The sequence below is a fragment of the Gemella sp. zg-1178 genome, assembly GCF_018790995.1.
Classification (GTDB): Bacteria; Bacillota; Bacilli; order Staphylococcales; family Gemellaceae; genus Gemelliphila.
In genome coordinates, this window is record NZ_JAHKEI010000017.1 from 1 (window position 1) to 26,940 (window position 26,940).

General features: G+C 26.8%; 26 protein-coding genes. 9 read left to right on the plus strand and 17 right to left on the minus strand.

The window, feature by feature from the left end; genetic code table 11:
* The first annotated feature begins 288 nt into the window (after positions 1-288).
* The 8 genes from KMP12_RS05460 to KMP12_RS05495 all read left to right on the plus strand — a co-directional run bounded on the left by KMP12_RS05460 (position 289) and on the right by KMP12_RS05495 (position 6,228).
* Complete coding sequence (locus KMP12_RS05460; RefSeq protein WP_215756729.1) at positions 289-1,143, plus strand: arginase family protein; 855 nt, start codon at positions 289-291, stop codon at positions 1,141-1,143.
* Between the two features lie 4 nt (positions 1,144-1,147).
* A complete protein-coding gene (locus KMP12_RS05465) occupies positions 1,148-2,398 on the plus strand; it encodes a PLP-dependent transferase (RefSeq protein WP_215756730.1) in 1,251 nt (416 codons plus the stop codon).
* Between the two features lie 13 nt (positions 2,399-2,411).
* Positions 2,412-2,669 (plus strand): hypothetical protein, encoded by a 258-nt coding sequence (locus tag KMP12_RS05470; protein ID WP_215756731.1) that lies wholly within the window; start codon positions 2,412-2,414, stop codon positions 2,667-2,669.
* 346 nt (positions 2,670-3,015) lie between these two features.
* A complete protein-coding gene (locus KMP12_RS05475; protein WP_215756732.1) occupies positions 3,016-3,483 on the plus strand; it encodes a type III PLP-dependent enzyme domain-containing protein in 468 nt (155 codons plus the stop codon).
* A gap of 8 nt (positions 3,484-3,491) precedes the next feature.
* Positions 3,492-4,448, plus strand: coding sequence for an ABC transporter ATP-binding protein (locus tag KMP12_RS05480; protein ID WP_215756733.1), 957 nt, complete (start codon positions 3,492-3,494; stop codon positions 4,446-4,448).
* Positions 4,441-5,229, plus strand: coding sequence for a hypothetical protein (locus KMP12_RS05485; RefSeq protein ID WP_215756734.1), 789 nt, complete (start codon positions 4,441-4,443; stop codon positions 5,227-5,229). The genes KMP12_RS05480 and KMP12_RS05485 overlap by 8 nt, the downstream gene beginning before the upstream one ends.
* A gap of 1 nt (position 5,230) precedes the next feature.
* Positions 5,231-6,022, plus strand: coding sequence for an ABC transporter permease (locus KMP12_RS05490; RefSeq protein ID WP_215756735.1), 792 nt, complete (start codon positions 5,231-5,233; stop codon positions 6,020-6,022).
* Between the two features lie 32 nt (positions 6,023-6,054).
* The gene (locus KMP12_RS05495) at positions 6,055-6,228 is read left to right on the plus strand and encodes a hypothetical protein (RefSeq protein ID WP_215756736.1); all 174 of its coding nucleotides are present in this window, start codon (positions 6,055-6,057) and stop codon (positions 6,226-6,228) included.
* Between the two features lie 927 nt (positions 6,229-7,155).
* Here KMP12_RS05495 and KMP12_RS05500 read toward each other — a convergent pair.
* The 4 genes from KMP12_RS05500 to KMP12_RS05515 all read right to left on the minus strand — a co-directional run bounded on the left by KMP12_RS05500 (position 7,156) and on the right by KMP12_RS05515 (position 10,805).
* Complete coding sequence (locus KMP12_RS05500) at positions 7,156-7,677, minus strand: hypothetical protein (protein WP_215756737.1); 522 nt, start codon at positions 7,675-7,677, stop codon at positions 7,156-7,158.
* A 479-nt stretch (positions 7,678-8,156) separates the two neighbouring features.
* The gene (locus KMP12_RS05505; RefSeq protein ID WP_215756738.1) at positions 8,157-9,749 is read right to left on the minus strand and encodes an ABC transporter transmembrane domain-containing protein; all 1,593 of its coding nucleotides are present in this window, start codon (positions 9,747-9,749) and stop codon (positions 8,157-8,159) included.
* A gap of 33 nt (positions 9,750-9,782) precedes the next feature.
* Entirely contained in the window at positions 9,783-10,412 is a 630-nt protein-coding gene (locus tag KMP12_RS05510; protein WP_215756739.1) for a DUF6875 domain-containing protein, read from the minus strand.
* Between the two features lie 9 nt (positions 10,413-10,421).
* On the minus strand, positions 10,422-10,805 hold the full coding sequence (locus KMP12_RS05515; protein WP_215756740.1) for a glycine-rich domain-containing protein: 384 nt from the start codon (positions 10,803-10,805) through the stop codon (positions 10,422-10,424).
* 1,766 nt (positions 10,806-12,571) lie between these two features.
* On the opposite strand from KMP12_RS05515, the gene KMP12_RS07720 reads away from it, so the two are divergent.
* Positions 12,572-12,706 (plus strand): hypothetical protein, encoded by a 135-nt coding sequence (locus KMP12_RS07720; protein ID WP_256442627.1) that lies wholly within the window; start codon positions 12,572-12,574, stop codon positions 12,704-12,706.
* A 183-nt stretch (positions 12,707-12,889) separates the two neighbouring features.
* Here the strand turns inward: KMP12_RS07720 and KMP12_RS05520 are convergent, their stop codons facing one another.
* The 13 genes from KMP12_RS05520 to KMP12_RS05575 all read right to left on the minus strand — a co-directional run bounded on the left by KMP12_RS05520 (position 12,890) and on the right by KMP12_RS05575 (position 26,722).
* The gene (locus KMP12_RS05520) at positions 12,890-13,060 is read right to left on the minus strand and encodes a hypothetical protein (protein WP_215756741.1); all 171 of its coding nucleotides are present in this window, start codon (positions 13,058-13,060) and stop codon (positions 12,890-12,892) included.
* Positions 13,061-13,792: 732 nt separating this feature from the next.
* Positions 13,793-13,921: a major tail protein gene (locus tag KMP12_RS07725; protein ID WP_256442628.1), complete on the minus strand. Its 129-nt coding sequence runs from the start codon at positions 13,919-13,921 to the stop codon at positions 13,793-13,795.
* 1,236 nt (positions 13,922-15,157) lie between these two features.
* Complete coding sequence (gene lacG, locus KMP12_RS05525) at positions 15,158-16,564, minus strand: 6-phospho-beta-galactosidase (protein ID WP_215756742.1); 1,407 nt, start codon at positions 16,562-16,564, stop codon at positions 15,158-15,160.
* Between the two features lie 82 nt (positions 16,565-16,646).
* On the minus strand, positions 16,647-18,335 hold the full coding sequence (locus tag KMP12_RS05530; protein ID WP_215756743.1) for a lactose-specific PTS transporter subunit EIIC: 1,689 nt from the start codon (positions 18,333-18,335) through the stop codon (positions 16,647-16,649).
* Positions 18,335-18,652, minus strand: coding sequence for a PTS lactose/cellobiose transporter subunit IIA (locus KMP12_RS05535; RefSeq protein ID WP_215756744.1), 318 nt, complete (start codon positions 18,650-18,652; stop codon positions 18,335-18,337). The genes KMP12_RS05530 and KMP12_RS05535 overlap by 1 nt, the downstream gene beginning before the upstream one ends.
* Before the next feature lie 33 nt (positions 18,653-18,685).
* Complete coding sequence (gene lacD / locus KMP12_RS05540; protein ID WP_215756745.1) at positions 18,686-19,669, minus strand: tagatose-bisphosphate aldolase; 984 nt, start codon at positions 19,667-19,669, stop codon at positions 18,686-18,688.
* Between the two features lie 4 nt (positions 19,670-19,673).
* Entirely contained in the window at positions 19,674-20,618 is a 945-nt protein-coding gene (locus KMP12_RS05545; protein ID WP_215756746.1) for a tagatose-6-phosphate kinase, read from the minus strand.
* A complete protein-coding gene (lacB, locus tag KMP12_RS05550; protein ID WP_215756747.1) occupies positions 20,611-21,126 on the minus strand; it encodes a galactose-6-phosphate isomerase subunit LacB in 516 nt (171 codons plus the stop codon). The genes KMP12_RS05545 and lacB overlap by 8 nt, the downstream gene beginning before the upstream one ends.
* 43 nt (positions 21,127-21,169) lie before the next feature.
* Positions 21,170-21,595: a galactose-6-phosphate isomerase subunit LacA gene (gene lacA / locus KMP12_RS05555; protein WP_215756748.1), complete on the minus strand. Its 426-nt coding sequence runs from the start codon at positions 21,593-21,595 to the stop codon at positions 21,170-21,172.
* A 327-nt stretch (positions 21,596-21,922) separates the two neighbouring features.
* Positions 21,923-22,687 (minus strand): DeoR/GlpR family DNA-binding transcription regulator, encoded by a 765-nt coding sequence (locus KMP12_RS05560; RefSeq protein ID WP_215756749.1) that lies wholly within the window; start codon positions 22,685-22,687, stop codon positions 21,923-21,925.
* Between the two features lie 519 nt (positions 22,688-23,206).
* Positions 23,207-23,632: a GtrA family protein gene (locus tag KMP12_RS05565; RefSeq protein ID WP_215756750.1), complete on the minus strand. Its 426-nt coding sequence runs from the start codon at positions 23,630-23,632 to the stop codon at positions 23,207-23,209.
* Positions 23,633-23,647: 15 nt separating this feature from the next.
* The gene (locus KMP12_RS05570) at positions 23,648-25,201 is read right to left on the minus strand and encodes a peptide chain release factor 3 (protein ID WP_371741364.1); all 1,554 of its coding nucleotides are present in this window, start codon (positions 25,199-25,201) and stop codon (positions 23,648-23,650) included.
* Between the two features lie 18 nt (positions 25,202-25,219).
* A complete protein-coding gene (locus KMP12_RS05575; RefSeq protein ID WP_215756752.1) occupies positions 25,220-26,722 on the minus strand; it encodes a UDP-N-acetylmuramoyl-L-alanyl-D-glutamate--2,6-diaminopimelate ligase in 1,503 nt (500 codons plus the stop codon).
* Between the last annotated feature and the right edge of the window lie 218 nt (positions 26,723-26,940).

Here is a 26,940-nt window from a genome sequence, read left to right on the forward strand (position 1 = left end):
AAAGAATAATAATTTAATACATATACTCATTAATACCATATTAATTATAAAAAAGAGGTGATTATACGAACAATAATTTTGTTATATTTAAAAATAAAAAATCTGATTTATATTACATTTTCTTCATTAATTCTAATATGAAAATAGAAATAAGTTATAAATTATACAAAGTGATGTTACATTACTCTAAAAACAATATGTTAATACAAGACAAAATAAATAATATTTTATCAATTAGAAAAAAATATTAATTTTAAGCAAGAAACTGTTATTAATACTAATATAAGTATGTTTAATAGCAGAAAGATAAATATACAAGATATTAATATAAACAATAAGGCGATAGTATTTTTTGGATTTCCTTATGATTTAGGTTCTTCAAATTATGCTGGTTCAAGAAATGCCCCAGTATTATTAAGAGAATATAGTAGTTCTTTGTATGATTATTTTAATAATAATTTTGTATCATTACCATTAGAAGCTTATGATATTGGGGATATAAATAGAAGAATTTATAAGAGTAATGGTAAAGAGTTTGATTTTGCATCTAATATTGTTGAGTATTTAATTTCATCTAATAAAATACCCATAATTTTAGGAGGAGATCATTCTATTTCGTATTCTACAATTAAAGGTGTTATAAATTCTAAAAAAGAATTTGGAATTATTCATTTTGATGCTCATCAAGATTTTCAAACAGAATTAAATTCAAATCAAAATTGGAGAGAATATCTACACCACGGTAATTTTTTAAATTGGATTATAGGAAATAAAGAAATTAAATTTTTATATCAATTTGGAATAGATGAGTACTCTAAAATATATAAGCATAATAAGATTCGTAGTTTTAATACAAAAGATGTTTTATTAAATATAGATAAAATTTTAAAATCTATGGATAAGAACATAGGATACTATTTAACCTTTGATGTAGATTGCCTATCTACAGAATTTATAACATCAACTGGAACGCCAATCCCAGGAGGGTTCACATATAGAGAAATTAATTATATTATTGATAAATTTATGGAATATAATATAAAAATTATTGCTTTAGATATTGTAGAATTAAATGATAAAAATAGAATGGATAGTTTAAATATATGCAAAATAATATTGGATTTAATTAAAGTATTGAGGTGATATATTGGAACTAAAGAATTTAGTACATAACTCGAATGTAAGAAAAAATAAAATTAATTCTTTTTTAGATTTTAGAGAAGAATTGATTAAAGATAGCCTATTTTTAGATTTGTATTTCAAATATAAATCTCCAAAATACACCTCACAAAGCACTTATTATCAAAATAAAATTTTAGGAGATTCTTTTGTATACGAAAGAAATATTAAATATAATAATATTGAGGAAAAATATAATTCATTAATTGATAATAAAGATAAAATACTTTTATTTAATTCAGGTATGTCTGCAATAACAACTTTAATAACAACATACATAGAGGGATATAATAAAACTAAAATAACTATATTAAGTACTATAGGATATTTTGAAACAGATAAATTTTTAAAAAAATTAACCTTTCCTGTAATATATAAGTCTGCGAACAATGAATTAGACTTAGTAAATGAAATAATTTCTAATGATATAGATATTTTATTTATTGAACCAGTTACTTATTCTTTAAACATGAATATTTTTGATATTTATCATATTATAAAATTATTTAATGACTATTCTAATAATAAAAAAATAAAAATTATTATTATTGATATAACATTAATTAGCCATTTCAATATAGATATTGATAAAATAAAAAAGATATTGAATAAAGAAAATATCTTTTGTATCATTGTTCAATCTCTACTTAAGTTATATCAATTTGGGTTAGAATTAACAAGTTCTGGAATGGCTATTTTAATCAGTAATTTCCGAGATGAAAAAATTAAAAATGAATTTGAAAAATATACCAATACAGTTGTTGAAAATAGAATGCTATATGGTACAAATTTAAATTTATCATCATTAAGAATATTTACTAACAACTTTTTATTCCATAGTATTTATTTGGAAAAATATATAAAAAAAATTCACGAAAACAATAGTTATGTCGCGAAACGTATTAATAACATAAAATTCAAAAAAATAGTCCACCCTGTCTTAAAAAACACTATTTTTAAACATTCAAAATCACCTTTTATTTTAATTCAATTAAATATAGATATTGAGAGTGAATATGATAAATTAATAAAAATAATTATTGATAACCCAGCACAAGAAGATTACTTAATTGATTATGGTTCTAGTTTTGGATTTCACAAAACTAGGATTGAAAAAATTATATATGACATTAACAACAGGAAATGCTTTTTAAAAATAGCTGTAGGCTACTGTAATAAAAATTTAGAAAAAATTATAGAATTAATAAATAATATGTAGTAAGAAGAAATTTATGCAACTTAGTAAATTTATTTTGCCAACTTTTGATCGTAATTTCTTTGATATAATTAAAGATTTAAAAACTCCTTGTGTTTGTTATGATTACAATTTTTTAATTAAAACTATAGAAAATTTTAAAAAAGATTTATCTTTATTCTATAGATCAGATTTATATTTCGCTGTAAAAGCTAATAATAACATAGAAATATTAAAAATTTTAAAAAAACTTGATTTAGGGGTGATGTTGCAAGTTATGAAGAATATAGTTTAGTAAGAAAATTAAATTTTGATAAAATATCAATAACGTCTCCTTGTTTAAGTATAAATGATATTAGAGAAATTTCAAAAAACAATATAATTGATATAGATAACATAGAACAAATAAACTACATTAATAATGAAAATATTGGAATTAGAATAAGTTTAGATAACTCTAAGTATGAAAATTATGGCATACCTATAAGCAATAAACATGATTTTGAATATATTAAGAAAAAAATAAAAAAATCATACGAATACATTATCACTCTAATAATTTTAATGTAGAAGAATTTCTAAATAGAATTAAAATATCTAAAAATTTAATAGAAAAGTATCCTACAATAAAAGAAATAAATATGGGTGGAGATTTATTAACATTATATAAAAATAGGAGTAAGTTTTTAAAAATTTTAATTAATTTGAATAGTGATCCGGTATTTAAAAAAATTAAATTAATTTTTGAACCTGGAGATGCTCTATTGAAATACTGTGGATTTTTACTCACGTCTGTAGTTAATAAAAAAATTGTTAATAATAAAAATATACTTTTTGTTGATTCATCTATATGGGTTTCATCACCTTGGGGAATAGAAAAACCTATAATATTGAATCCTAAAATAAAGAAAGAAAAATATGAAGTTATGGGTAATACTATGTATTATGGGGATTGTTTTGGAAATTTTTCACTTGAAACAAAAAATAAAGGAGATATAATTATTTTTCCTGGATTTGGTAGTTATACTATTTCAAATTTTAGAAATTTTCATCTTTATAAAAAATATAAAGAATACTTAATTATCGACAAAAAAATATTACAAATATGAGGCAAATTATGAAGGAAATAGTAAGTGTTGATAGTCTTAGTAAAGACTATATAATTAAAAACAGAGTTAGTTTTTTAAAAACTGAAAAGAAAATTAAAAATGCTTTAAAAAATATAACTTTCAAAATATCGGAAGGAGAAATTGTAGGATATATAGGAAACAATGGTGCAGGTAAATCTACAACTATAAAATTATTATTAGGTATACTCACTGCTACAAAAGGAAGTATAAAAGTTTTAGGTAAAGACCCTTTTGTCAATAGACAAAGTAATGCTAAAAATATTGGGGTACTCTTTGGGCAAAAATCTCATTTGTGGTGGGATTTACCCCTGATAGATTCCTTTAAATACCTATCAAAAATTTATGATTTAGAAGATGAAGAATGGCTAAATTATTTGATAAAAGAATTAAATGTAACCGAATACTTATATCAGCCAGTTAGACAACTTTCCTTAGGGCAAAGAATGCGTGGAGAATTTATAGCCAGCATAATACACAAACCAAAATTAGTTTTTTTAGATGAACCTACCATAGGTTTAGATATAGAAACAAAGAGAATAATTATTGAACTCATTTTAAAAATAAATAAACAATACAATACTACTATAATATTAACAACTCACGAAATTTCAGATATAGAAAAAACTTGTAAAAGAATGATTTTAATAAGTGATGGGCAAATAACTTATGATGGAGCAGTTAAAAGCTTCAAAGATATTTTTAATAAATATAAAAAAATAAAAATGTACGGAGAAAATCTATATGATTTAAAAAAAGAAGGTATATTTTTACTGCGTACAAATATTGATTCAAAAGAATTTGTTTTTGATGAAAGCAAATTTAATGTAATAGATTTATTAAAACTAATACCAAATGAAAGTATAGTTACACAAACAGAGGTATTAAAGTTAAATCTTCAAGAGGTATTACTTGTCAAAGACAAGCTAGGTGAGAGCTATGAATAGATTTTTTGGATATTCTTTATATCAATATAAAACTTTACGTCAATATAAGTTTAATACAATAATGCAAATAATAGCGTCTTTAACTATGATATTAATACAATATAGTGTATGGACTTATGTAAAAAAATATAATTCTATAGATGTTGATGAAATAATAACTTATGTTTTGCTAGCTATTATTTTACAAATATTATTACCTATAAAATCAGCTACAAATTTTGTATCTGAAAAAATTTTAAAAGGTAATATTATTAATTATTTAAACAGACCTGATGGATTGATAATCATAATATTTTTTATTGTTTTTGGTAACTTTTTTTATAAATTAAAATTTCAAGTATTACCTATTTTAGTTATCTATGTGGTGTTTTTTTACAATATAATTTTTAAAATTTTTTCTTTTGAAAGATTGATACTTTTTCTTTTAATGTATTTACTAAGTTATCTTATTGCATTTTTATTAGGCTATATTATTGCCCTTTTATCAACAGTATTTATAAAAATAAATGGTATTTCTGAGTTAGTAAATGCCCTACTTATTGTTTTTGGTGGAGGACTATTACCTATAGACTTATATCCAAAATTGTTATTAAAAATATCAGAATTTACACCATTTTATTCCATAATGTATACTCCTGTTTCTATGATTGTATATGATAATAATTATAGCAAAATATTATTTATGTTTATTATGCAAATTTTTTGGATTATTATATTATGGATAATTTATAAAAAATTATCATATTATGTGTTTAAAAAATTAGATATAATGGGAGGTTAAAATGAAGAAGCACTTATATTTATATTTAGAATTTCTAAAAATGGATACAAAAAGAATACTAAGTTATAAGCTAGATTTTTTAGTAGGGAATTTAGGATACTTACTTGATAGTTTTACTACCTTATTTATATTACTTATTACTCTAAATTATACAGATATAATTGGTGGATTTTCTTTATATCAAATATTATTTATGTATGGTTTTTTAACTTTGACAGCAGCCTTATGGGAATTTTTCTTTGTTACAACATTAGAAGTTCCTTATTTGATACAAACAGGAGAGTTAGATTTGTTTTTATTACGACCTCTTAATATCCTTTACCAATTTATTATTTTTCAATTAGATGAAGAAGCTTTATTTGAGTTAATAACAGGGATAATTATTATTGTTTTTGCATTATACAATTTAGATATTAATATAACTTTCATATTTTTAATAAAGTTTATTTTATTTACAATATCTGCAGTCTTAGTAAGAGAAGCAATATATCTCGCCTTAGTATCATTTAGTTTCTTTTCAATAACAAATGATGGGATAAAATCAATTTTATGGCAGTTATATGAGTTGTCAAATTACCCTATTAATATCTATCCATTTTTTATAAAAGTAGTATTAGTGATTATTCCTTTCTCATTTGTAGGATATTTTCCAGTGATAAATTTAATAAATTATACAAATATTTTTGATTTAGAAAGCTTACTATTAATGTTTATTGGTCTTCTGCTAGTCCTACTAGTATACAAAACAATATGGAATTTTGGATTAAAAAGATATCAAAGTACAGGCTCATAGTAAAACAGGGTTCTAAAAGGAGGTGATATTTAATGAATGAGAATACTTTTAATTTAGATATTGACAATATAGAAATTCAAGAAATCCTAGAAGAATTAGATGAATTGGAACTACAATTAATAAATTCAGAAAACTTAGAAAAAGATTACGGATTTGTTTTTGCTAAAGGTGGAGGAAGTAGACCTAGAGTTTCAATGGATTATTAAATTATAATTATTATAGTATCTATTGTATTGTTATTAAAATAATAGAACCCTAATAAAAATCAAAGTAACATTACAATTATATAAAAATTTCGAGCAATAGATTAAATACCGCTCGAAATTTTTATATAATAATATACTTTAACCGATTTTAATTCTCATAATTTTTAATATTGATTTTAGTTTCAATAAAAGAAATATAATATTTTAATTTGCTAAATTTTTAAAAAACGAACAATATCCATACAATAATAAATAGACTAAAAAGTGTAATGCATTAAAATATTTTCTATGTTTATTCCCGTAAGCTTCAAATTCATTTTTGCAGTTTATACATTTAAATTGATAATATGCTTTTTTTCTACTATATTCAGATTTTTATTACCATTTATTTCTACATTTGTCTAAACAGAATCTTCTTATCCTCCCTTTTCCTTGTTCTACACTCTAAATATTCATTTTTTTATTTTTCTATATTTTCTTTATTTCTTCTACAATATGATTTTACTGTGTTTATTTATAGATCTAGTTTTTCTGATATTTTTTGTAAATTAAACCTTTTTCTCTTAATCTTATTATTATTCTTTTATCTATTCTCCTAATAGATAAAGGACAAAGTCTTATGGCTTAAGTAGTATTTTTAGAAATTTTTTATAAAAAATATAATAATATAATTTTATTTTAAGATAGAATTTCCCTTTTACTCCTTTAACCTTAAAAGTTATTATCGCTATCTGTGATTAATATTATACATGAAAATAGTATAACTATTGTAGAAATTACTGCATAATTCACAATATATCCTCTTAATACTGCTACTATAGGATTAACTAAAAAATATACTTAAGATTACACAAATAACAATAGCCATAATTTTTTCAGGAATATTCTTTTGAACAGTACTAAAATATGAGATAGACACCAGTCTATTTATCTAACATATACTGTCCATAATACTACTATTATTAGATAAGATAAATATACATTTTCTAGTAATAACATTAAACCTATGATAAATAAAGCTGAACTTTGTAAAATTAAGGTAATATTAAAAATTTTAAACTTATTAGTTACAACAACTAAATATTTATAAAATATACTACAGTATATTATTTCAAATACAGAAAATGCTAATTCTAAGAAACTGTGACTCCCTTTAAAAAATGAAAATGAATCTACTGAAATTTTAGGTAATAATAAAAATATACTCCAAAAACAGAAGTTTGTTAATAGACCAATGGTAACTATACTTCTTACTATAATTTTTTTAAAAATATATGAAATTCCTTCTTTAATATTTTGTATAGAAGAATTAGAACTTGTATAAGTAACTACATTCATTTTTAAATTCACAATAGATGTCAAAAATAATATACTTATAAATAGTAAGGCAAGCAGGGTTTGTTTAAAATCTAAAAATGTAATATATATTACATATATAAAAATTACCACTATACTTTATATTTGACTAAACGTTATTGCTAGAGAATTATTTTTATATAATTTTTCATTTTTTTATATAAAATAGAAATTATAGATTCCTAAGGTTGGTACATGTAAGTTCCCTATAATAGCAGATAAAAACATAACTATACTTATCATTACTGTAAATTCAAATTTACCTTATAATAAAATTATACCTACTATTAATAAATTCGTGCAGTAATTAACAATTTTATAAAATATAACTTATTAAATTTGTCTAAGATCCCAGCAACTAAAGTCGATAAAAATATCCCACATAATTAACTTACTTGCACCAATTATCGTAATTACAATTCTACTATAACAAATTACTACAGCATGCCAGTAAATATGCACTCAATACTTGATATAATATACTTGTTATAAAATCTTAAACTAAAATCTTTTTAAAGATTATTTCTTCCTATACAATAAGTTTATTTTAATTTCCGAATTATTATCTCATATCATAAGTGTATCTCTTTAGTTGCAAATTCATCAAAATCACTTGAATGAGAAACTACTAACGTTGTCATTTGATATCTAGTGCAGTAGTCACTTATATTTTGGGCAATTTCTTTTGATAAACTATCATTTAAAGCACTAGTAGGTTCATCTAATACTAAAAACTCTGGTCTCCTGATTAAGATCCTTGCTAGAGATAATCTTTGTTTTTGTCCGCCTGATAAGTTATCCCCATTTTTAGTTAATTCATAATTAAGACCTTTTTCTTCTACTAGTTCTGTTAGTCCAACCACATAAAGTACTTCTGTAAGTCTCCTTTCTAAATTATCATCACCCAATAGAATATTTTCTCTTAGAGATTTTTCAAATATCAGTGGAGATTGGCTTGTTTTTAAAATTCTTGAATAAGTATCCTTTAAAACAAGTTCACTATCATTCCATCTTAGTTTTCCTGCAAATGTTTCATCACTTGTTTTTACATTATTCATTATTATATCAACAAGACTAGATTTACCTACACCACTAGCTCCTTTAAGAAGAACAAAGTCGCCTCTGTTTACTTCTATTTTTAGATTTTCCAAAATCTTAACAGATCCTTCATTATGTTTAAAATAATTAATATCAAGACTTAATTTTTCAAAAGCTTCTAATTTCTCTTTTTCTTTTGTTTTATAAGAAACCAAATCAACAAAGTTTTCTTCCATCTTTTTACTAGTTTCATAAATTCCTATTTGGATAGAAATTGAACGCACTGGTTCGTCTAACATTCTTGAGTATGTGTACAAGGCTACTGCTGACCCTACTGTCATTTGGTCATTAATTATAAAATAAGATGAAATAATAATTGAAATTATGGGCAAGACAAAGGCTATTATCGTTGATGTGCCAACATATAAAGAAAAATACTTAGCAACAGCTTTGTTTTTATCTATTCTTTCTTCAATTAGAGAATTAAATCCTTTTATAAAATAAGATTCTTTCCTTAATTGTTTTACATCTAATAATGAATTTAGTGATTCTAAAATGTATTGATTAGATCTGGCAACTAAGGCTTGATCTTCCTTTACAACATCTGACATTTTTTTACTAACATTTTGAACAACAAGGAAACACAAAAAAGTTAATACTAACATAGCAAATGTTACATAAATATTGTACACAAGCATATAAGTAACAGTCACTATAAATACCAGTGCCTGCATAACCATAAGTACAACCCCTTGTGAATACCAGTCAGATATTCTTTTACTGTCATTGGTAATTTTAGATAGAACTTGCCCTGATGATTCATCTTTCATATCGGAATAATCTTTCTTCAAAATTTGCGAATATAAAAATTTCATAAAAGTAAAATTACCCAGAAAGAATAATTTCCTAAGTAAGTATTGACCTATAAAAATAAATACGAAATAAACAGTAGTTATTACTGCAAGTATCTTTAAATTATAAATTCCACTACTAAAATCTTTATTTATCATAGAATCGAAAATCTTCTGAATATAGCCTACTGCAGTCAGAAGCAATATCGTTTTAATCAATGAGAATATTAGAGTTAAGCTTTGATCTAACCGTAATATTTTAAAATACTGTTTCATATAAATCCTCCATATTATGACAATTAAGATAAGCTACTTTTTAAGTAGCTTATCTGTTAATTTTCTTTTTAATGATTCGTAGTACCCACTTTCACATAAGTCTTCAAATTCTAACAATTTATAATTTTTTAAAATATAAGATGGATATTCAACTTTATTTTTGAAATTACTTTCTTTTATTATTTTTGCAAATTCTTTGATTTTACTCAATAATCTAGGATCCCTGCTTTTTACAGCTGTTCTTATCGAAATAAACGTAATTTCTGGAATTGGTAGCATTTTATTAGTGATCTTGCTGACAATTTCCTCCCCTTTCCAAAATTTCCCAAACATAATCTGCTCAGATGAAAATAACTCTTTTAACGTGTAATGTGACCAAGATATTATCTTTTCCCACTGTCTATATGATAAATCGTCCACATCAAAAATTATATTTTTTGTATAGAATATCATATCTCTCTCAGATAAATTATGTCTTGCTTTTCTAAATTTTTCTGTTAAAATCAATGATTTATAGAATATGTATTTAGATAATTTTTCATCAGTATTCTCTGAACTTAAAACAACCTCTGTGCAATTCAACAAATTTTTATCTATTGATGATTTTAGATATGGACAAATCATATCTATTTTTTCTATATACTTTAAAAATTTTTCATTCATAGTATTTCCCTACATATCTTCTATAATTGCTGAGCAATCCCAAGACATTTTTAATACTCCCGTTTTTATATATTCTTCATATTCTTTTTCTTGGAAGTTACCCTCTCCTGTTACAAACCATGATATATCTAATTTACCAAATTTATTTTCATATAATTTTACCCAAGCTAATTCTTCTGGAAATTTAGCTTTATTTGGTACATGTTCTATATAAGCTCCTGCAGTTTCTAAGCAAAATTCTTTATATTCTTTATCATCTTCTAACATATGGTGCCAAACTTCATCCATGTATGTATTAGGCATTTTTAAATCCACACCTTCTACTTTTAATAAAGTGAAAAATTTTCTTAACTCTTTTGTTGCATGTTCTTCTGTTACAATTAATTTAGTCATAATAGTCTCCCCTATTAGTTATAGTATACTTTTTGTATCTATAATAAAACTACGTTTTTAAACGAATTTATTATATTCATCTTTTTTATTTTCCAGATAAATAAAAATGTAATTATATAATTTACACTAATATAAATGATAATGCTACACTGTAATCTATCGTTAATAAATATATTAATACCGATATAATTAGATTAAGTAACAATATTTTATTGGTATTTAATTTAAACATATCTACATTTTCTATATTTGAAATTCTTAGATAGTAATATTTATCTATCCTGGATTTACACCAAAACTCCCTTGTGTATATCCAATTACTAATAATGTTGAAAAAATTAAATTTATTGTTATTATTTTTAATACTTTATTTTTCATAAATATTTCCTCCCTATCTTTTTTATGAATTATACATCCTCAAAATTTCGTTGTCAATATTTTTTAATATGTTTTTGTGTTTTTCTATTTATTCTTTTATAATTTTCAATTCTCTAGCTATTAATTATCATTTTATAATATGACGTTTTTGTTTGAGTTATATAAAATAAAAAAGAGAAGCTTTCTCTATGAAAAATTCTCTTTTATGTATTGCTTTATTTGTATAGCTAATTTATTATTATTTTCTCCTTTTAAATATAATAATGCTTTTTTTATAATATAGTTTCACTTCTTATTTTTCTTTAAAACTCTCACTAACATTGCCTAAAAAACAAGATATATTCTAGTAAATATGACATTTTATATTACTTACATATTTCTATAGTGTCTAATATTTCCTGTATCCCCTTTTTATTTTCTTTATTTAATCATAAAAATCTATAATCGTTATATTTATACTTTAGTAATTTATAGTCTTCTTCTACACTATTTGCTTTAATTTTATCAAAAATTTTTGAAACATTTTTTGAGATTCTTTTTTCTCTCTACTAATGTAGCCATTAGTCCTGTTTAGTAGTATATTATTATGAATATAATTAATATTTTTAAGAAGCGATCATAATCTCCTATAATATTTGCTGTTAAGACTCCTAAAAATGAAAAATTTAATTGATGAAATATTACTAGTGATTTCATGCTTCCTACCTTATTATGTATATTATTTTCATAATTTTCTTTACTGTTTTTATTATTGGACTAGCTAGATTATTTATTGTTGATAGATAAGAAGTTATAATTGATATTCTCTTATTTATAGATGATCTATCATCTGCATAAAAATAATAAATATATGGAGCATAGATAAATATCTTTGAGCGGTTTTCTATATATTTTATTTTCCTTTTAAAGATGACTCCATCTTTTGTATTTATGATAAATTCAATCATTTATCATATCTATATAACCTATTTATATTGGATATTCTATATATTTAACATCTACCTTATTTTCTAAATTAATCTTATAAATCCTTTGTTTTGTGATTCTAATAAATATATATAATTATCCCTTAATGCTGAATGCTGATAAGCTCATAATTTGAGATATTTCGTTTTAATGTTAATCCTGAGACTCTAAACTTTATATCCATGAAATCCAATACTTCTTCTTTGAAAGACAGGTACTATGCCCCTTCAAATAATAATATAGTAGCATTTTCCTAAAACGATTCAAGTGATAGTGCGAGTACAAAAAGAGGAAGTCTTAATCAAGTAGAATCAGAAAAAATATATAATGGATATAAATTTATTTGAAACTTTACAAATTATCAAGGTAAGGGAACGATATCTTCACTAGATTTAATTCTTTGTCTAGGCGAAAGATCTTACATGGGATATGTATATAAAAATGATAAATTTCTAGTGGTATCAACAATAGAAAGAGCTATTAAAACATTAACAGAAAAACTAACGACCATTAGTAATGTCGAGATAGACTTTAAAAAGGAGAATTTACAAGTATAGTACTAAAAGATACAGGAGAAATATTAATAAAAAACATCAAAAAAGACCTAATAAATATAGGACTAACTTATAACTTACTTAAAAAAGTAGGAGTTGCTGATAAACATACTATTATGCCAGAAAAAATTCAAACAGAATAATTGTTATAATATATTCTATTCAAATAAAACACATTATATTGGACTAACCCCATATAGTCCATACTCTAATACCACACTTAAAATTATAAAAATAAAAAGGTGACTTATCTACATTTTCTTCTAATTTATCTTCAAAGATTAATATTTCTACAATAGCTTTTTTACCTAAAGGAAAATTTGAATTAAAGAAGTTTACTCTTGCCTTATAAAGCATTCCGCTAATATTGGTAGAGAATAAATCTTCTACTGCTTTAGTTACTAAATTATCTCATATATATTCTTCCTCTACTCCTGTCTTTATATCTCTTAGTATTATTCTAGCTTGTCCTTTCACTCTCTTTTCCTTTCTAATTTTTTATTTTTATTTAGCCGAGTCTTATTCTTTCCGTACTATCTTCATAATGGTTATCACATATGTTTTTTATTTTGAGGGAAATTCTATAATTGATACTAGTTGTCTTTTGTATTTCATAAGGTAGTCACTTGTATTTATAAATTTCTTTGTAACTACTTTACCTAGTTCTATTTTATTAAATAGTCCTGTAATATTTTTATCATTCTTAGATTTTGCTTTGTTTAGAGTACTTAGTTAGTGCCAGCCTCAGAAGTTTCCATATCTCCTTTTATCTTTAAATTAAAATTAGTTATGCAAGATGGTTTATTATCATTTGCGTTTTTCTTGCTAAATACAATAACACCTCCGAGATCTAAACTGGAATATCTACTGGAAGCCTTAGCTCAAATGTAATATACTTCATTACTAATATATCATTTAAGATATTTCTTACTAGTCTTTCTCTTGTTTCTTTTAATCCAGTTTACTACTAGATTCATAATAAAACCATATCCTGTCCCTTTTATAATATCTCTTTTTGTAAAATAATATCTTTTGCAATCTTCGCTGTAAATATCCGTCATGTTCCTTGTTATTTTATATTGTGTAATATTATATTCCATCAAGATAAAAACTTTCGGGATCTCCTTTAGTTTCTAGTGATATCGATACTCTCCCAGGTATAGGCACTGGCTTTTTATAGCTTATTGTTTCTTTGCTTTTGTAAAATAAGGCATCCATAAAGATAACTCGGGCTTGTTTTTATTACTTTTACTATAATTTCAATTTTTTCTTTTGGTATATTTGAAATTATTCCTTATGCATACTTATGAATATTTTGATGACTTATATTTGTTTTGTTACCTAATTCTTATAAAGTAAGATTGTTTTTCAATCTCATTTTTTATTCTATTACCACTATCCAAATCTTAAACCTCAGAAATAAGATATTTACTATATTTTTATAATTTATCATATTTTTAAAAATTCCACAAACTAAATTTAATTATTAAAAAATGTCCACTTCTTATTTAGTTGCGGATATAAATTAGTATGAATGTCTAAAAATTAAAAAAAGACTTATAAAAAGTCTTTTTTCTAGTAAAGTGCTATGAATGCCTATTATAACATATCTTAGCCATATATTAAATTAAAATTATCAAGAAAATGGTAAATTGTCTTCCTGAATTCTACATTTTCTTTATATATATTTATTACGGTGAAAAATTTAATTTTATAGTCATCTAAAGCAATATGCGAATGGCTAATCTATTCATCTCTTTCATTAATATATCATTTACCTAGTTCATAAAGTTTTTCTTGTTGCACATTTGGAATATCTGTTTTTTATTTAAATGTTATTTCATATATCTTTTCATATGCTAAAAATGCCCTTTTTGAAATATTATCTTTAACCTTATTAAACTCTTATTTCATCTTCTATAAAACTGTTATATCAAATGATTTTACACTTGTTTTTCTAGTTTCAATAAATGTAACCTGTCTTTTTTGTACTAAATTATCTGATTCTTCTAATAATGTAGATAATCCACTCCGTTCTTCTAATACAATTGTTTATTCAAAATCATATGAATGTTTTCTCAATGTTTTTTCTGTTAATTTGTAACTAAATGAGAATACTTTATCTTCTATTTTATTATAAGTAAAATTTTCTTTTCTTACTAAGCCAGGTCTTTATATTTTTCTATTTTTTCCTTATAGTAAAATTTCATCTCCTCTTACACTACCTCATATGGAAAATAGTTAATGTCAATATTCTGGATTACCTTGCAAAAGTTACTCAACACCACCTTTATCTTTTATTGATGTTAAAGCTTCCCCTAGTGCTGAAAATTTTACTGTTAATTTATCATTTTTAACTTAATAACCATTTTCATTTCCTCCTAAAATAAAGTAAAGTGGCAGTAAAGGACTAATATATTTATGTATAAAATTTATTAAGAAATTTCTTTGATACTATTCAATAACTTGTGTTTCTGAAACTTTCTTGTACCAGTGAGCAGATTTTTTCGGATATCTTTCTTGTGTTTCAAAGTCTACATAGAATAAACCGTAACGTTTTTCATATCCATTTGACCATGAGAATACATCCATTAATGACCAAATGAAGTAGCCTCTTACATCTGCTCCATCCTTAATTGAATCTGAGATAACTTCAAGGTGTTTTTTCACGTAGTCAATTCTTACGTCATCGTAAACTGTTCCATCTAAAAATTCATCTTTATAGCCTAATCCATTTTCTGTGATATAAATTTTCTTGTAGTTTGGATAATCGTTTTTAACTCTCATGATTTGATCATATAAACCTTGGGGATAAATAATCCAGTCCCAATCAGTTTTTTTTACATAGTCAGGAGCAACCCTTTTACCTACACCTTTTATTTGATATTTAGAAGACCCTTTTTCGCCTTTCCCGTTATGAATTATTTCATTTTCTCCATCAAATGCTTCCATCCAATCACTCATATAGTAATTTATTCCTAAAAAATCATTTAAATCTTTTGTTGCTTCTAAAACTTTAAAATCTTCATCTCTTAGGTCTAATTCTCCACCGTTAGAATTTAGAATTTCTTTAACTCCTGCAAGTGTTGCTTCTGAGTATTTTCCCAAGTATGTAGCGTCTAAAATAAATTTGTTGTGAATAATATCTTCTAATTCAGCTGCTCTTACATCTGCAGAATTTTTTGGATTAAGTGGATATTTAGTTGGAAGTGCATGAACTACACCGATTTCTCCTTCATATCCTTTATCTTTATAAATTTTTACTACCTTAGCATGTGAAACCATCATATTGTGGTGCGATTGGAATAGTTTAGCTAAATCATATTGAATACCAGGTGGGAATTTCCCTACTAGGTATTGTCCGTCGCCGATAGGTCCGATTTCATTAAATGTAGTCCAGTATTTAACTTCTTTAAATTCTTCAAAACAATACTCTGCATACGCTACAAAGTGTTCAATATTTTCTCTATTTAAGAAATCTCCATTAGAGTGTAAAGTTTCTGGAGTATCAAAGTGGTGTAATGTTACAAATGCTTCTACACCATGTTTGTGACATTCATCGAATAATTTGTGGTAGTATTCCACACCTTTTTGATTGACTTCCCCATACCCTGTTGGAAAAATACGTGACCAAGCTATAGAAATACGAATTCCATTAAGTCCGTATTCTTTTGCTAATTTTAAGTCTACTGTATATCTATTATAGAAATCGCTAGCTGGTTCTGCCGTATACCAATAATTATCTACTAGATATTTATCCCATGCAACAGCTCCTTTTCCATCAGTTTTTGTAGCACCTTCAGCTTGATATGCTGCTGTTGCTCCACCAAATATAAAATATTTTGGTAATGTCTTTGTCATTTTCCTATACCTCTTATCTCTAAAATACGGAAATAATGCTATTAATTTTATTAAATATTACTATTTCCATTATCAAAATTTATTAACTATTTACTTGCTCTTTTACGAATTCTAATGATCCTTTCCCATCACGAGTTAATCCGATGTATTGAAATCCTTCTGTTTTAACTAGTTTGATCCCTAGTTTATCAGTTTCTGCTTTCATATCTTCATAGTTAGAAGATACTTGAGGAGCTAAGATAACTAATTGATATTGTGGAAGAATTTCACGGTGAGCTCCGTAAGAACCTGCTGTTGCAGTAATTGGCTCTCCAAATTCTTTAGACGCTTTTGTTAAAGCGTTAGCTAAAAGACCACTTGTTCCTCCACCTGCACATAGTACAAGAACATTTATTTGTTCCGTTAAAGTTTTTATTTCTTGATTTTTTTTCTCTGCTTTTTCTAACAATGCATCATCTTTAGCTGTGTTGAAGTTAGCTAAAAAAGTAGTTTGAGAAGATTTTCCAGATAATTCATCTTCAAGAATTTGTTTGTCATATACTTTGAAGAATGGGTAGTAAATTAACACGTCTACCACTATTAATGTTAATCCTAGAACGAATGACCATAATCCAAAGCCTGTTCCCATTACAATTCCAAGGGAACCTGGTGTTGTCCATGGTAAGTTTATGAAGAATGAGTTCATTCCAAGTACATCAACAAAAAATTTGAAAATCCATACATTTGCGATTGGTGCAAATACGAATGGCACAAAGAATACTGGGTTCAATACAAGCGGTGCTCCAAATAAGATTGGTTCGTTAACTCCGAAGAATGTTGGAACAACTGATGCACGGCCGATTGCTTTATTACGTTTAGATTTAGATAACCACATAAAGATAAATGGCACTACTAATGTAGCTCCTGTTCCTCCCATTGTTACGATGAACATTTGAGTACCAGGTGTTAAAATTTTATCTGCTTGTTCTCCTGCTTCTAATAATTGAAAATTTGTTTCGATATTTGCATATGTAATAGCTGCGATTGCCGGTTCTACGATTGATGGTCCGTGAATTCCCACGAACCAGAATAATGCAAATGCTCCGAAAATAATTGTAATTCCTACATATCCATCAGCAGCGTGGAATAATGGAGCTAATAAAGTTCCAACTACTTCTGCAGATCCTGTCCCTACTGTTGATCTTGATAAGATATCAATTCCATATAATATAATAATTGATAATGTGAATGGAATTAAGTCTTTGAATACTTGAGAAATGTTTGGTGGAACTTCCTCTGGCATACGGATTGTTACATCATTTTTTACACACACTTTGTAAATATTTACTACGATGAATGCTGATAAGAATGTTGTTAGTAAACCTTTAGTTCCTAAAAATCCATTTGCGAATCCTTTTTCTAATTGATCAGCTGCTAGTAATAAGAAACCAGTAATAGCTGCCAACATTGTAGATATAAAGTTTATCTGGTTTGTTGGTGGTAAACTAAGATTTATTGAATCTGTTAAAGATTTAGCAGTAGTCCCAGCTACTAGTAATGCAACTACTCCCATTGTGTATCCGTATGGTTTCATAATTAATGCTTCAGTAGCTTCATCCCATTTAAATCCAAAAATGTTAGGTACATAAGCAATCAGTAAGAAAATACTAGAGAATAATATTACCGGCATGCTGGCAATAAATCCATCACGGATTGCTCGTAGATAAATATTTCTCGATACCTTTTCAAAGAAAGGTTTCATTTTTTCTATTTGTAAAATTAATCCATTCATTATTTGCCTACCCTTCTATACAATTCAATAAAGTGTTTGATTGTATCTTTTAATAGAATTGTTGTCATTAGGTGGTCTTGCCCATGCATCATAGTAACACTATATGCTAAATCTTCTCCTACTGCTTCTTTTTGAATTAGAGATGTCTGTGCATTGTGAGCTAATACAATGTTTTCTTGAGCTAAAACTACTAATTGTTCAGCCTTATCAAAGTTACCTTCTTGAGCTACTTTTAATGATTCTAATAATTTAGAGCGTGCATCTCCTGCATAAGCTACAATTTCAAATCCTAATAATGTAATTTCTTCTTTGTTCATAGTATTTTCTCCTCTCTAAATCTATTGATTGATTTATTTTAATCTTTCTTTCCATGGTGTTGCTGTTTCTTTTAAGACTTTGTTTAAGTCATCGATGTTTTTGAATCCAGTTGTACGTAACCACTCACGTGCAGCACCTTCACCTTGTTCAATATATTCTTTAACACTTCCTGCCCAAGTAGCACGTCCACATAAAACACCGTTAAATTTAGATTCTGCTTCTTTAGCAAATAATAATGTTTCTTGGAATAATTTTGCTGAAACTCCTGCACTCAAGAAAATGTACGGTAAGCGAGTTGCTTCCTCTTGCTCTTTAAAAAATGTCGCTGCTTCTTCTTTAGTATGTAGAACTTCTCCATCTGCATATCCTTCAACAAAGTTCATATTTACAGGCACTTCTACTTTTAATACATCAACACCAAATCTGTCATCTGAGAATACTTTCATTGCTTCGATAACTTTACGAGGTTTTAATTTAGCGTATTCTGCACTTGTTGCATCTGATAATTTCTCATCGTAAGATAAAATTTCTAAGTAGAATGGAATATCTTCTGCTTTGCATTCAGAACCAATCCTTTCAATATATACTTGTTTTTTAACCTTTGTTTCTTCATCACTATCAACATCATAGTATAATAAGAATTTAATTGCATCTGCTCCTTTTTCTTTAAGGCGTAGTACTGACCAATCTTCTAAACAGTCAGGCAATCTCTTAGTGTTGCTTGTATCATATCCAGTTTTTTCATATGCTAATAGTAAACCTGTATTATTGTCCAATCTCTTAGTTGCTGCTAGTCCATATTCTGGGTCTAATAACATTGATGATGCATATGGAGTTAATTCTTCTGTTACTAAAACTTTTAATTCTTCCATTTGTGCAACTGATATCTCTTCTGTTTGGTGTTTAGCCATTATTTTTTTTAATGCACCACGTTGGTCAAAAGCTAATGCTGATATTATTCCGTTTTCATCACTTAATTTTTCCATATATTTTAATTTTTGTTCTGTTAATGCCATGCTTTTATACCTCTTTAACTTCTATTTTGTCAAATAATTCTTGATAGTTCTTTAAATTTATAAATCCAGTTTGTTTTTCTTGTGCATTTAGCATTCCTAATATGTTAGCTTTTTTCAGTAAATCTTCATCGCTTACTTCATGTATTAATGCTGATGCTATACCTGCTACTGTAGAATCTCCAGAACCTACTGGATTTACAACCCCAATTTTTGGAATGTTTACTTTGTAGAATTTATCACCATGTTTGGCAAAGGCTCCATTAGAACCCAGTGAAACGATAATCCATTCCACACCTACAAATAACTGATCTGATAATAAACCTTTTAGGTCTTCAATATCATATGTAACTTTTACATCAAATATTGCTGATAATTCATCAATATTTGGTTTAATTACATAAGGTTTCTTTTTCGCTTTTAATGTAGATACTAAAAATTCTCCTGAACAATCAAGAATTGTCTCCTTATTATTCTCAGTAGAAATTTCTACCATTTTTACATAGTAATCTTTAGATACACCCTTCGGTAAACTTCCTGATATAACAACTAAATCTGCTTCTTTTACTAATTTTTCATAATGTGTTAAAAAGTTTTGAGCTTCTTCTTCACTTATCTTAGGCCCTGGTTCCAAAATTTCAGTTTGATTTCCCCCGTGTAAAACTGCTATACAGTTACGAGTATCTCCTGATATTTTATAGAAATCATTCCCTACTTTATTTTTATTTAATTCCTCTTCTATAAATTCCCCAATTTTTCCACCTAATAGACCGCTTGCCTTAACATTATCACCTAACTGAGATAAAACTCTAGTAACATTTAATCCTTTGCCTCCTACTGTTTTATTTACTTCAGCTACACTGTTTACTGTATCTAAATTAAATTTATCTAATTGGTAAGCTATATCAACTGAGGGATTCATTGTTATTGTAAGTATTTTCTTATTAGTCATGATACTCTCCGCGAGCCCATTTTTCTAATAATTCTGTAAAGAATCCTTCATCTGTTTGATATTTATTAATTGTTTCTACTTTAGTAATTTTTTCGATAAGTTTTTTGTTTTCTTCTGTTGGTTTGTATTCTGCTTTGATAAATGCTTCAATGATGTCGTTCATTAGTAAGCCTCCTGTGATTTTCCCTCCAAATCCGATTACATTAGCGTTCAATTCTTCTTTAGCATATAATGCTGAAGTCATGTCTCTTACTAAAGCTGAACGTATTCCTGGAACTTTGTTTACAGCGTTGTTAATTCCAACTCCTGTACCACAAATACAAATTCCTAAGTCTGCTTGTCCTCTCGCTACTGATTCTCCTACTTTTTTACCGAAGATTGGGTAGTGAGTTCTTACGTTATCGTAAGTTCCGAAATCTAGTACTTCATATCCTTGTGTTTTTAAAAAGTCTACAACTGCAATTTTTTCATTTGTAACAATGTGATCACATCCGATAGCTATTTTCATTTTTGTATCTCCTCTTTATACTTTCTTCCTATAAATAATTCAATTAGCACATTTTGTTAAGCATATCTACACGAATTTGGTGACGTCCACCGTCGTAATCTGCTTCTACAAATCCTTTGGCGATGTTTTTTGCAATTCCTGGACCAACAATTTCAGAACCGATTGTAATTATTCTTGAATTGTTGTGTACTCTTGTCATGTAAGCTGATCTTTCATCTGAAACTTCTGCTGCTACCATTCCTTTAAGTTTTGTCGCTACCATAAATGGACCAGCTCCATAAGCATCAACTACAATCCCTAAGTTTTTTTCATTTGCAACAACTTCTTTAGCCACTGCTAATGTTACATCAACAAAATCTGCATCTTCTTTTTCAACATCTAGTACTTCATGTCCTAAATCTAGCAAGTAAGCCTTTAGTACATTCTTTAATTCCACTCCTGCTTTATCAGAACCTAATACAACTGTCATTTAAATTTCCTCCTCTTGTTTTTATTTTATTTAGTAGAATGTTTGTTTTTGTTGCTTCTCTTTCTACACTTTCATTTTTACAAAAAAAAACACATTTGTCAACACTTTTTTTGGATATTTTGTTATTTTTTTGTTTATAATTGTTTATAAAAACAAAAAATGACAGTCCCAATCACTACTGTCATGCGTTTTCATTATATTGTTTTCATTTTTGAAAAATTAAACTAGCTAATTTTAATTATGTTGATATTCTTAAGAATTGGAAATACATATACTAAATTTTATAATAATTCACCTTAAGTAAATTCCCATTATTTTTTATTCATATTATTGTTCTAACGATATTACTTCAATATATTTTGAAATTTGATTAATTATATCTGCATCTTCTGAATCTGTTACTACAGCCGTCAAGTCAGCCAATTTACAGAATGTAGTAAAATCTTTCTTGCCAATTTTTGTGCTATCTAATAATAAATATTGTTCCAAAGAATTATAAATTGCCAATTTTTGAGTATAGCCTTCTTCCAGCGACGAAGTCATAACATCATTCTCAAATATTCCATTAGCACTGAAGAACATTTTACTAAAATGCATATTTTCTAAACTAGTATTTGTAATTTCTCCTACAAATGATTCTGAAATTTGACGCATTTCTCCACCTAATAAAAACACCTTAAATGTTACAGATTTTTTCTTAGATAGAATATTAAATACTGGTAGGCAATTAGTAACTACTGTTAAATTAGTATTTTGAATTTCTTCAGCTAAGATTTCTACAGTAGTACTTGGACCTAAAAAAATTGTATCTTCCTCTTCTATTAAATTCGCCGCTAATTTAGCTATTTTTAATTTTTCTTCAGGATTTTTAGTATGCTTTTCTCTGTACGATACTTCTTTATATTGGAAGGCTGAATTCGATCTTGCTCCACCATGTATTTTTTTTAATACACCTTGTTCTTCAAGTTCAATAAAATCTCTTCGGACGGTCATATCTGTAACACCAAATGTTCCCATAATTTCTGAAATCCTTACTGTTCCTTTTTTATTTACTAATTTAGTAATTTCCTGATGTCGTTGAAACTTGTTCATTTTTATAACTCCTTTACATCCTTTACAAACATTATACAACAAAATAACGTAAAATGTTTATATATTGGATTTTCAAACAAAAAAAGTAATATATTCTCACTTATATGAATATATTAAATCCTTCTTTTATATTTATTTCTAATATTTCTAATCATTTTTGGGGAATCATATTTTCTAAATCAACTTATTTTTATTACTTTCACTCTATGACTCCTGATATATAAATAATATCATATAGTATTTTTTGTTAATATAGTATTATTATTGAACTTAATATTATTATTTAACAATTATATTTGGAATTAAATTTTCTAAATATTTTAACAAAAACTTAAACTATTTAACGATACATTAAATCTATGTAATCTCTAGGTTTATATCTACATTAATAATCTCATTACTAACATAGGTAGTGAACTCTTATCACTTTTTTCACCTTATTTAAATGGTGTTATTCTATACATTTGTATCAACTAACTAATATCAACATAGGTTATAAAAAATTTCATATCTTATCTTCTAGCTCTTTATAAAAACTATAAATTTACTGATTAAGTAATTTACCACTATTACAATAAATTGAGTAATTATTTTACCAATAAAATCTTGAAATCCTATCCAGACTAACAATTCCACACCTAATATTTCCACAGCCATAGTAAATAGTCTTGATGTGAAAAATTTTGATAATTCATAAAATATTTTTTTAAAGCCGTAAGCCTTAGAATTAAATACATATCTTGCATTAACTACATAAGCAAAGAGTATGGATAGTGCTATCGAAATAAAATTTGCTACTGCCCTTTCCATTCCTGACCTAGTCAATATGTAGTAGGCTACTAAATTAACTAGAGTGGTACAAACTCCAAAGAAAATATAGTTTATAATAGTTTTGTATTTTGGATTTTTATAATAAGCAAAATTTATATTTAATGATTTTTTCATATTAAACCCCTATTACTATAATAAGCTATACAACTTTATCTCAGGATATTTATCACTAAACCAACGCATAGCAAATTCATTTTCAAAAAGGAATACATACTTATCTTGCAAGTCTTTTACCAGCACACTTCTTGATGATGACATACTTTCTTTTATCATATCTTCATTTTCTATCCAGCGTGTCGTCTTTTGCCCGATATGTTCCATAATAACTTCGGTATTATATTCATTTCGCATTCTATGTTCAAAAACTTCAAACTGTAATTGCCCAACTGCACCTAAAATTATTTGGTTGGTGTGTAAGGTTTTATAATATTGAATAGCCCCCTCTTGAACCAGTTGCTCCACTCCCTTGTGGAAATGTTTTTGCTTCAAGACATTTTTTGCAGAAACCTTAACAAAAATTTCTGGCGTAAACGACGGCAACTTTTCAAATTCAACTTTTTTATTTTGGTAAAGTGTATCGCCTATCTGATAATTACCACTATCATAAAGACCGATAATATCTCCTGGATAGGCTGTATCTATGGTAGCTTTATCATCAGCCATAAAATTGGTAGAACGTGAAATTTTTATTTTTTTGCCAGTTCTCGTAAGATTAACGTCCATTCCTCGATTAAAAACTCCTGAACACACTCTTAAAAAGGCTATCCTATCCCTGTGTTTCGGGTCCATATTGGCTTGAATTTTAAAAATAAATCCTGAAAATTCTTTATCTAGTGGCTGAACCTTGCTACCCTCTACGGTATTTCTTTCTTTTGGTGTCGGTGCCGTATCAACATAATAATTTAAAAAACTTTCCACTCCAAATGACGACAGGGCAGAACCAAAAAATACTGGAGTTTGTTCCCCTCTTAACTGCTTATCATAGTCATACTCTACACCTGCTTGTGTAATTAATATCATATCTTCGACACATTTTGTATACATAGTGTCATTTGCCAAAGGATTATTATCAAAAATATTATATTCACTATCTAGATCAACAAAATTTTCTCCCTCTTTAAAGGGTTCTATATAATGATTTTTTCTATCCATGATACCAAAAAAGTTTTGTCCCATTCCTACTGGTAAGTTCATAGGATAAGTTTCTATTTCTAATTTTTCTTCAATTTCTTCTAATAATTCTAAGGGGTCTTTTATTTCCCTATCCAACTTGTTGATAAAAGTAAATATGGGTATACCCCTCATCTTACAAACTTTAAAAAGTTTTAGAGTTTGTGCCTCTATCCCCTTAGCTCCGTCAATTACCATGACTGCACTATCTACTGCCATCAAAGTTCTATAGGTATCTTCAGAAAAATCTTCGTGTCCTGGCGTATCTAAAATATTTATTATTTTTCCGTCATAATCAAATTGCATAACAGATGATGTTACAGAAATTCCACGTTGTTTTTCTATATCCATCCAATCACTTTTAGCAAATTTTCCTGTTTTCTTTCCCTTGACTGTTCCAGCTTCTCTAATAGCTCCACCGAATAATAATAATTTTTCAGTTAGGGTAGTTTTCCCAGCGTCAGGGTGAGAAATTATTGCGAAAGTTCTTCTCTTTGTTACTTGTTCTTGTATTGTGGTCACTTCTACTTTCTACCTTTCATTCTTATATTTCTTATTTGCCTCTTCTAAACATATTACAGGGTCAGAGTGCCAAACTTTTTTGCCGTTTTTTAAAATTTCGTAGTCCTCTCTACCCTTTGATGCCAAAATTATTACATCACCCTCTTGTGATAATTCTACTATTCTTTTTACTGCTTCTGTTCTAAACCATATTTTTTCGTAATTTTTGTGTTGCATTCCTTCTTCTATGGATGACATCAAAACTTCTACATCTTCATCTCTTGGACTGTCTGTTGTGATAATCACACAATCTGCTTGCGATATTATCTTACCTATATAAGCCCCTTTTGACAAATCTCTTCCGCCACCCATACCAGTTAAAAGCAGAGTTCTTCTGCCCTTTCTCATCTCCTTAGTAGCCTCTAATAATTTTTCATAGCCGTCTGGTGTGTGGGCAAAATCACTTATTATATCTATTGGCAAGCCTTCTCCTAAAATTTCCATACGTCCGTATAAGGCTGACAAGTTGGGTAAAAGTTTTATAATTTTTTCCAAAGAAAATCCTTTTAACCATACTGCTATTAGGGCAGCCAAGATATTACTTACCATAAAATTACCGATAAATGGTATTGTCGCTTCAAAATTACCCTCTGGACTTTTCAAAGTAAAACTAGTTGCTAATTTATTATTTATAGTAGCCGTTTTAATATTATAGGCATAAAAATCTGCACTTTTATCTTCTATCGAATATGTAATTTCTTCTTGATAAAGACACTTAGACATTATCTCATAGTATTTATCATCTTTATTAAGAACTCCGTACTTGCTCTCTAATAAATTATTTCCTAGGGTTGAAAATAGTAAGGCCTTGTCATAAGCATAGGTCTGCATATCGCCATGAAAATCTAAATGCTCGTGTGTTAGGTTAGTAAAAATTGCTATATCGACATCAACATTATAAATTCTTCCTAAAACCATGGCATGTGATGAGGCTTCAAAAGAAAAATGTTTGATATTTTCCCTTTTAACTTCACCAATTTTATTGTGCAGGCTGACAACATCTGGTGTCGTATTTCCTAGATAGATAGGTTTATCATCATTTTTACAAAATCCATTCGTTCCTAGATAAGAACTACTTTCTCCTAGCAGTATTAAAATATTATGAATTAATGAGGTAATACTTGTCTTACCATTAGTACCCGTTACTGCTACGGTAGAAATTTTTTTATAGCTGTCATTTAGGTAAGCCGCCAATTTACTGGCAATTTTATTTACTTCTTTTTCCTTTACTACTAGGACGCAAGAATTATTAAAATTATAATTTGTATCCTTGCTGGCTACTATCAAACTTGCACCACTATCTACTGCCGATTTGATATAATCATGACCATCAACACTATAACCAACTTGGGCAACAAAACAAAAATTCTTTTTAACCTGTTTTGAATTGCTAGTAATTCCAGCAAGTGCTTCAGGAATTTTACCATATATTTTTTTTATTTTAATATTTTTTATAATTTTTTTAATATCCATAAATTAATTCGACCCTTATAAAAAATTTACCACCTTACATTATAACACGTTAATTAAGAATACTCAAATTATCATTTATCTTTAATATATTAGTAAATTATATAATTAAGTTAGCCAGTAGTACAAAAAAAGCATCTCATAGGATATACTTTTAGTAACTACAAAAAAAGGATACCAAGAGATGCAAGAACATTATAACACAAAAGGCAAACACATTA

Coding starts and splice junctions, on each gene's coding strand:
- KMP12_RS05460 (WP_215756729.1), top strand. CDS start 289: ATGTTTAATAGCAGAAAGATAAATATACAAGATATTAATATAAACAAT.
- KMP12_RS05490 (WP_215756735.1), top strand. CDS start 5,231: ATGAAGAAGCACTTATATTTATATTTAGAATTTCTAAAAATGGATACA.
- KMP12_RS05515 (WP_215756740.1), bottom strand. CDS start 10,805: ATGACTAAATTAATTGTAACAGAAGAACATGCAACAAAAGAGTTAAGA.
- KMP12_RS05560 (WP_215756749.1), bottom strand. CDS start 22,687: ATGAACAAGTTTCAACGACATCAGGAAATTACTAAATTAGTAAATAAA.
- KMP12_RS05565 (WP_215756750.1), bottom strand. CDS start 23,632: ATGAAAAAATCATTAAATATAAATTTTGCTTATTATAAAAATCCAAAA.
- KMP12_RS05535 (WP_215756744.1), bottom strand. CDS start 18,652: ATGAACAAAGAAGAAATTACATTATTAGGATTTGAAATTGTAGCTTAT.
- KMP12_RS05475 (WP_215756732.1), top strand. CDS start 3,016: ATGGGTGGAGATTTATTAACATTATATAAAAATAGGAGTAAGTTTTTA.
- lacA (WP_215756748.1), bottom strand. CDS start 21,595: ATGACAGTTGTATTAGGTTCTGATAAAGCAGGAGTGGAATTAAAGAAT.
- KMP12_RS05530 (WP_215756743.1), bottom strand. CDS start 18,335: ATGAATGGATTAATTTTACAAATAGAAAAAATGAAACCTTTCTTTGAA.
- KMP12_RS05480 (WP_215756733.1), top strand. CDS start 3,492: ATGAAGGAAATAGTAAGTGTTGATAGTCTTAGTAAAGACTATATAATT.
- KMP12_RS05575 (WP_215756752.1), bottom strand. CDS start 26,722: ATGGATATTAAAAAAATTATAAAAAATATTAAAATAAAAAAAATATAT.
- KMP12_RS05520 (WP_215756741.1), bottom strand. CDS start 13,060: ATGCTTTATAAGGCAAGAGTAAACTTCTTTAATTCAAATTTTCCTTTA.
- KMP12_RS05510 (WP_215756739.1), bottom strand. CDS start 10,412: ATGAATGAAAAATTTTTAAAGTATATAGAAAAAATAGATATGATTTGT.
- lacG (WP_215756742.1), bottom strand. CDS start 16,564: ATGACAAAGACATTACCAAAATATTTTATATTTGGTGGAGCAACAGCA.
- KMP12_RS05485 (WP_215756734.1), top strand. CDS start 4,441: ATGAATAGATTTTTTGGATATTCTTTATATCAATATAAAACTTTACGT.
- KMP12_RS07720 (WP_256442627.1), top strand. CDS start 12,572: ATGGGATATGTATATAAAAATGATAAATTTCTAGTGGTATCAACAATA.
- lacD (WP_215756745.1), bottom strand. CDS start 19,669: ATGGCATTAACAGAACAAAAATTAAAATATATGGAAAAATTAAGTGAT.
- KMP12_RS05545 (WP_215756746.1), bottom strand. CDS start 20,618: ATGACTAATAAGAAAATACTTACAATAACAATGAATCCCTCAGTTGAT.
- KMP12_RS05505 (WP_215756738.1), bottom strand. CDS start 9,749: ATGAAACAGTATTTTAAAATATTACGGTTAGATCAAAGCTTAACTCTA.
- KMP12_RS07725 (WP_256442628.1), bottom strand. CDS start 13,921: ATGGATGCCTTATTTTACAAAAGCAAAGAAACAATAAGCTATAAAAAG.
- lacB (WP_215756747.1), bottom strand. CDS start 21,126: ATGAAAATAGCTATCGGATGTGATCACATTGTTACAAATGAAAAAATT.
- KMP12_RS05495 (WP_215756736.1), top strand. CDS start 6,055: ATGAATGAGAATACTTTTAATTTAGATATTGACAATATAGAAATTCAA.
- KMP12_RS05470 (WP_215756731.1), top strand. CDS start 2,412: ATGCAACTTAGTAAATTTATTTTGCCAACTTTTGATCGTAATTTCTTT.